The organism is Pseudomonas emilianonis, assembly GCF_023072625.1.
Classification (GTDB): domain Bacteria; phylum Pseudomonadota; class Gammaproteobacteria; order Pseudomonadales; family Pseudomonadaceae; genus Aquipseudomonas; species Aquipseudomonas paraveronii.
Genome location: NZ_JAKNRV010000347.1, coordinates 1 through 5214, shown reverse-complemented (window position 1 = coordinate 5214; position 5214 = coordinate 1). Strand labels below are relative to the sequence as shown.

The following is a 5214-nucleotide window of genomic DNA, read 5'->3' as shown; positions in this document are numbered from 1 at the left end:
GCCGGGCTTTGCGCGACCGGCTGTCGGTCAGTTCGAAACGCACGCCACTGTCGGTCTGCTGCGGCAACCCGGTCACGCGCCCCTCCAGCCAACGTGTCTGGCCGTCGAGCGCCGGACGCAAGCGATCATCGAGCGCCCACTGCGCGCTCATGCACGCCCAGCTCAAGCCGAATAGGAAAAACGCCAGCGGGTAAGTACGAAACGGCAGCAGCATCAACGCCACCAGCACCAGGGCCAACAGTGCCCCGGTAGGCGGCAGTGCGGGTAGAAATCGCAGCGCAAGCAGCCCGAGTGCAAGCGCGAACATCCCTGTCCTCATGGATCATTCCTTTGAAGTGATCCACTCAGTCTTAGCCGCCCCCCAGACACCGCCTATGATGTTTTGTCACAAAGTCTGAATTTTCTGTTTATAGAATGCGGGCATACTTGCCCCTCGATCTGACCTGGACCCCTTATGCCCCGGCGCTTATTCAAACGGTACATGCCCGACCCCACGAGTATCAGGGAACACAAGTCATTACAGTTTCTTGGCACTTTGTTGCATGACCCGAACCTCTGGCACCTGAATCGGCACTCGGTGGCACGCGCCATGGCGGTGGGCCTGTTCGCGGCCTTTATCCCGATCCCCTTGCAGATGCTATTGGCGGCAGTGCTGGCAATCACAGTGCGTGGCAATATGCCGATTGCTATCAGCCTGGTGTGGTTGACCAACCCGATCACCATGCCGGTGGTATTTCTGTGTACCTACATGACTGGCGCCTGGCTGATGAATGTGCCACCGCGCAGCCTGCCTCACGACCTGACCTGGGAGTGGATCAGCGGGCAGTTGAGCACGCTGTGGCAGCCGTTCCTGCTCGGCTCGGTGGTACTGGGCCTGGTGTTGGGCACGCTGGCCTATTGCCTGACCATGGGGTACTGGCGCTGGTGGGTCGCGCACCAATGGAAAAAACGCAAACAGCGTCGCGCTTGAGCCCTAGGCGGCCAGCATACGCAGATACACACGCAAGCCTTGGCCGGTATTTTCCGCCCACAGGCTACCGTCCTGACGCTGCACCGCATTGCGCGCGATGCTCAACCCCAGCCCGAAGCCACCGTCGCCAGGTCGTGAGCCATCCAAGCGGGTAAACGGCGCGAAGATCCGTTCCAGGTCGCGCTCATCAATGCCCCCGCCCTGATCCTCCAGCCACAGGTGCCAGTATTCGCCATCACGGCGCCCATCCAGGCTGACGACACCATCCACCGGTGAATGCCGTATGGCGTTGCGCAGGATATTTTCCAAGGCCTGGGCCGAAGCGTTCAGATTGCCGCGTACCCAACAGTCTGGCCCCAGCAGGCATGGCAGCCGCGAGGCGGGCCAATCGCTTTCGAAACAGGCGTTTTCCTTGAGCATGTCCCACAGCGCCTGAACCTGAATATCTTCGACAGCCAGCGGCGTCCGTTCGGTATCCAGCCAGGCCAATTGAAGGCTGTCCTCGACCAGGCGCTGCATCGCGTCGATCTCTCGCCCCAGCCGTTCACGCAGTTGCGCCAGATCCTGTTCGCTATCACAGGCCACGCGCAAACGGCTCAGGGGGGTGCGCAGTTCATGGGACATGTCCCGCAACAACTGTTGCTGCAACACCACCGTGCCCTGCAAACGCTCGGACATATGGTCAAAGGCCCGACCCAGCTCGCCCAATTCATCCTGACGACTGGTGGCTGCGTAGGACAGCCGTGTATTCAATTGATCGGCACGCCAGGCATTGGCCTGCTCGCGCAGTTGGTTCAGCGGCACGATCAGCAGCCGATACAGGCCGATGCACAACAACAGGGTAAACAGGCCGGGAATCACGCCATTGGTCACCACCCGCCAAAACAGTTGGTAGCGCCCCGGCATAAAGCGCTGGGGCAACTCGATCACCAGCGAGCCGACGCTGGGGTCCAGGGGAAACGGGATTTTCAACCATGGCAGGCCTTTGACGTGGCGGCTGACCGGCCAGTCCAGGCCACGCAGGAAGGTCAGGCGCTGGCTTTCCTTGTCGGTCAACGGCGCGCTGCCAAGGGATTGCAGGTCGTTGCCGATCACGCCGATCCAGGTGCTTTCACGCGCCGCCATCAGTTGCAGCCAGGCGTCCACGCCGGCACTGCCCTGGGTACTCCAGGCCAACTCCGCTCCCGCCGCATAACCGCTGAGAATCTCGCGAGAGGTTTCGGACAGATAGGCGTTCTGCTGCTCCATGTACCGACCCCAGGACCAACTGAGCCAGATCATCAACAAACAGAAGGCAATCAGCAGGCAGGCCAGTTTCCAGAATAACGAGTGTTTACCCGGCAGCCGTTTCAAGCGACCCTCAAAGGCCATCATCGTGACCACTCAGCACATAGCCCTTGCCCCACACCGTGCGCACTTCGCGCTCGCTGTAGCCGATAACTTTGAGTTTGCGGCGAATCTGGCTGATATGCATGTCGAGGCTGCGGTCATGGGGCGCATAACCGCGCTGCAGCACATGCTGATAAAGGAAGGCCTTGCTCAGCACTTCCTCGCCGCTGCTGTGCAAGGTGTACAGCAGGCGGTACTCGCTGCGGGTCAAACCGCCCCAGTGTTGCTGGTAGAAGACGTCGGACAGTTCATCGTCAAAGCGCAGACTACGGACATCGTCGCGCACGGTCGGCAAACTCGCCAGCGGGCGGCGATCCAGGGCCACCCGGCGCAGGATGGCTTCGATACGCACCCGCAACTCGATCATGCTGAACGGCTTGGGCAGGTAATCGTCCGCGCCCAGGCGAAAGCCGTTCACGCGATCGGCTTCGGCGCCCAGGGCCGACATCAGGATCACCGGGACCGAATGGCTCTGGCGCAGGTGCGTGAGGATCTCCAGCCCATCCAGCCCAGGCAGCAGAATGTCCATCAACACCACGTCGAAGGCTTGCTCGCGGGCCATTTCCAGGCCTTGCTGACCGTTCTGGCACCACGTGACCTGAAAGCCACAGCGCCCCAGATGCTCATGGACATAGGCGCCTAGCACGGGGTCATCTTCGATGGTCAGGATACTGGGTAGGCCAATTGCTGCGGGATTCATTAGCGTCTGCAAGTAATTCTCAATCACTGATTATTCAAGATTCCCCCCCGCCAGGCAATCGCCACGTCGCGCCAAATGGCTCGAAGATTGCCATCCGTGATTAATTTGCAAGATTCCAGACCGCGCAAATGGCTACACTGCGCGGGTAACGCGGGCCGGATGCCTGCATGGACGATTGATAACAGCGTGGTTGCAGGAGAGTGGCGTGCTTACAAGAATGGGGATAAAAGGCCGCGTACTATTGCTGACCTTATTACCGACCAGCCTGATGGCCTTGTTGTTGGGCGGCTATTTCACCTGGATGCAGCTCTCGGAGTTGCAGTCTCAGTTGCTGCAACGCGGCGAAATGATCGCCGAGCAGTTGGCCCCGTTGGCGGCTCCCGCACTGAGCAGCAAGAACACCGACCTGCTGGAACGCATCGCCACCCAATCCCTGGAACAACCGGACGTGCGCGCCGTTTCTTTCCTCGCACCGGACCGCTCGCCCATGGCCCATGCCGGCCCGACCATGCTCAACCAGCCGCCGGCGGGTAACAGCTCCCACCTGTTGCAGCGCACCGGCAACGACGCCACCCGCTACCTGCTGCCGGTGTTTGGGCGCCATCGCAACCTTGCCGGCGAGCTGATCCCCGATGAAGCCGACCGCCTGTTCGGTTGGGTCGAGGTGGAACTGTCCCACAACGGCATGTTGCTGCGCGGTTACCGCAGCCTGTTCGCCAGCCTGCTGTTGATTGCAATCGGCCTGATCTGCACGGCGGCCCTGGCGCTGCGCATCAGCCGCACCATCAATTCGCCGCTCGGCCAGATCAAGCAAGCCGTGGCCCAACTCAAGGACGGCAACCTGGAAACCCGCTTGCCTGCGCTGGGCAGCCAGGAACTGGATCAACTCGCCTCGGGCATCAACCGCATGGCCGAGACCCTGCAGAACGCCCGGGAAGAACTGCAGCACAGCATCGACCAGGCCACCGAAGACGTGCGCCAGAACCTGGAAACCATCGAAATCCAGAACATCGAGCTGGACCTGGCCCGCAAGGAAGCCCTGGAGGCCAGCCGCATCAAGTCGGAGTTCCTGGCCAATATGAGCCACGAAATACGCACTCCGCTCAACGGCATCCTCGGTTTCACGCACCTGCTGCAAAAAAGCGAGCTGACGCCGCGTCAGTTGGATTACCTGGGCACCATCGAAAAGTCCGCCGATAACCTGCTGGGCATCATCAACGAGATCCTCGACTTCTCGAAGATCGAAGCCGGCAAGCTGGTACTCGACAGCGTGCCCTTCAACCTGCGGGACTTGCTGCAAGACACCCTGACCATCCTCGCCCCCGCCGCCCATGCCAAACAGCTGGAACTGGTGAGCCTGGTGTACCGCGACACACCGCTGGCATTGGTGGGTGACCCGCTGCGCCTCAAGCAGATCCTGACCAACCTGATCAGCAATGCGATCAAGTTCACCCGCGAAGGCACCATCGTGGCCCGCGCGATGATCGAGGATGAACAGGAAGACAGCGTGCAACTGCGCATCAGTGTGCAGGACACCGGCATCGGCCTGTCCAACCAGGACGTGCGCACGCTGTTCCAGGCGTTCAGCCAGGCCGACAATTCGCTGTCGCGCCAACCGGGCGGCACCGGCCTGGGCCTGGTGATTTCCAAGCGCTTGATCGAACAGATGGGCGGCGAAATCGGCGTCGACAGCACACCGGGCGAAGGCTCGGAGTTCTGGATCAGCCTGAACCTGCCCAAGACCCGCGACGACGTCGAAGACCTGCCCTCTGCGCCGCTGCTCGGCCGCCGCGTGGCCGTGCTGGAAAACCACGAACTGGCGCGCCAGGCCTTGCAGCACCAACTCGAAGACTGCGGCCTGGAAGTCACGCCGTTCAATACCCTGGAAAGCCTGACCAACGGCATCACCAGCGCGCACCAGACCGAACAGGCGATCGACCTGGCGGTACTCGGCGTCACCGCCAATGACATCCCGCCCGAGCGCCTCAACCAGCATCTGTGGGACCTCGAACACCTGGGCTGCAAGGTACTGGTGCTGTGCCCGACCACCGAGCAAATGCTGTTCAACCAGTCCGTGCCCAACCCCAACAGTCAGTTGCAGGCCAAGCCCGCGTGTACGCGCAAGCTGCGCCGCGCCCTGGCCGACCTGATCAGC

At 61.5% G+C, this 5214-nt stretch carries 5 protein-coding genes; 2 read left to right on the top strand and 3 right to left on the bottom strand.

The genetic code is table 11. From position 1 onward, the window contains the following. Positions 1-307: DUF4131 domain-containing protein (locus L9Z73_RS24665; RefSeq protein ID WP_247406644.1), on the bottom strand; the 307-nt coding region annotated here is incomplete at its 3' end. Between the two features lie 147 nt (positions 308-454). On the opposite strand from L9Z73_RS24665, the gene L9Z73_RS24660 reads away from it, so the two are divergent. After that, the gene (locus L9Z73_RS24660; RefSeq protein ID WP_247406642.1) at positions 455-970 is read left to right on the top strand and encodes a DUF2062 domain-containing protein; all 516 of its coding nucleotides are present in this window, start codon (positions 455-457) and stop codon (positions 968-970) included. Positions 971-973: 3 nt separating this feature from the next. Here the strand turns inward: L9Z73_RS24660 and L9Z73_RS24655 are convergent, their stop codons facing one another. Both L9Z73_RS24655 and L9Z73_RS24650 read right to left on the bottom strand, forming a co-directional pair. Continuing rightward, complete coding sequence (locus tag L9Z73_RS24655; RefSeq protein ID WP_247406639.1) at positions 974-2344, bottom strand: sensor histidine kinase; 1371 nt, start codon at positions 2342-2344, stop codon at positions 974-976. After that, entirely contained in the window at positions 2331-3059 is a 729-nt protein-coding gene (locus L9Z73_RS24650; protein ID WP_247406636.1) for a response regulator transcription factor, read from the bottom strand. Before L9Z73_RS24650 ends, L9Z73_RS24655 begins: the two co-directional genes overlap by 14 nt. 205 nt (positions 3060-3264) lie before the next feature. Here L9Z73_RS24650 and L9Z73_RS24645 point away from each other — a divergent pair. After that, positions 3265-5214: ATP-binding protein (locus L9Z73_RS24645; protein ID WP_247406634.1), on the top strand; the 1950-nt coding region annotated here is incomplete at its 3' end.

Excerpts from the sequence above, each read along its gene's own strand:
- L9Z73_RS24660 (WP_247406642.1), top strand. The coding sequence starts at position 455 with ATGCCCCGGCGCTTATTCAAACGGTACATGCCCGACCCCACGAGTATC.
- L9Z73_RS24655 (WP_247406639.1), bottom strand. The coding sequence starts at position 2,344 with ATGATGGCCTTTGAGGGTCGCTTGAAACGGCTGCCGGGTAAACACTCG.
- L9Z73_RS24650 (WP_247406636.1), bottom strand. The coding sequence starts at position 3,059 with ATGAATCCCGCAGCAATTGGCCTACCCAGTATCCTGACCATCGAAGAT.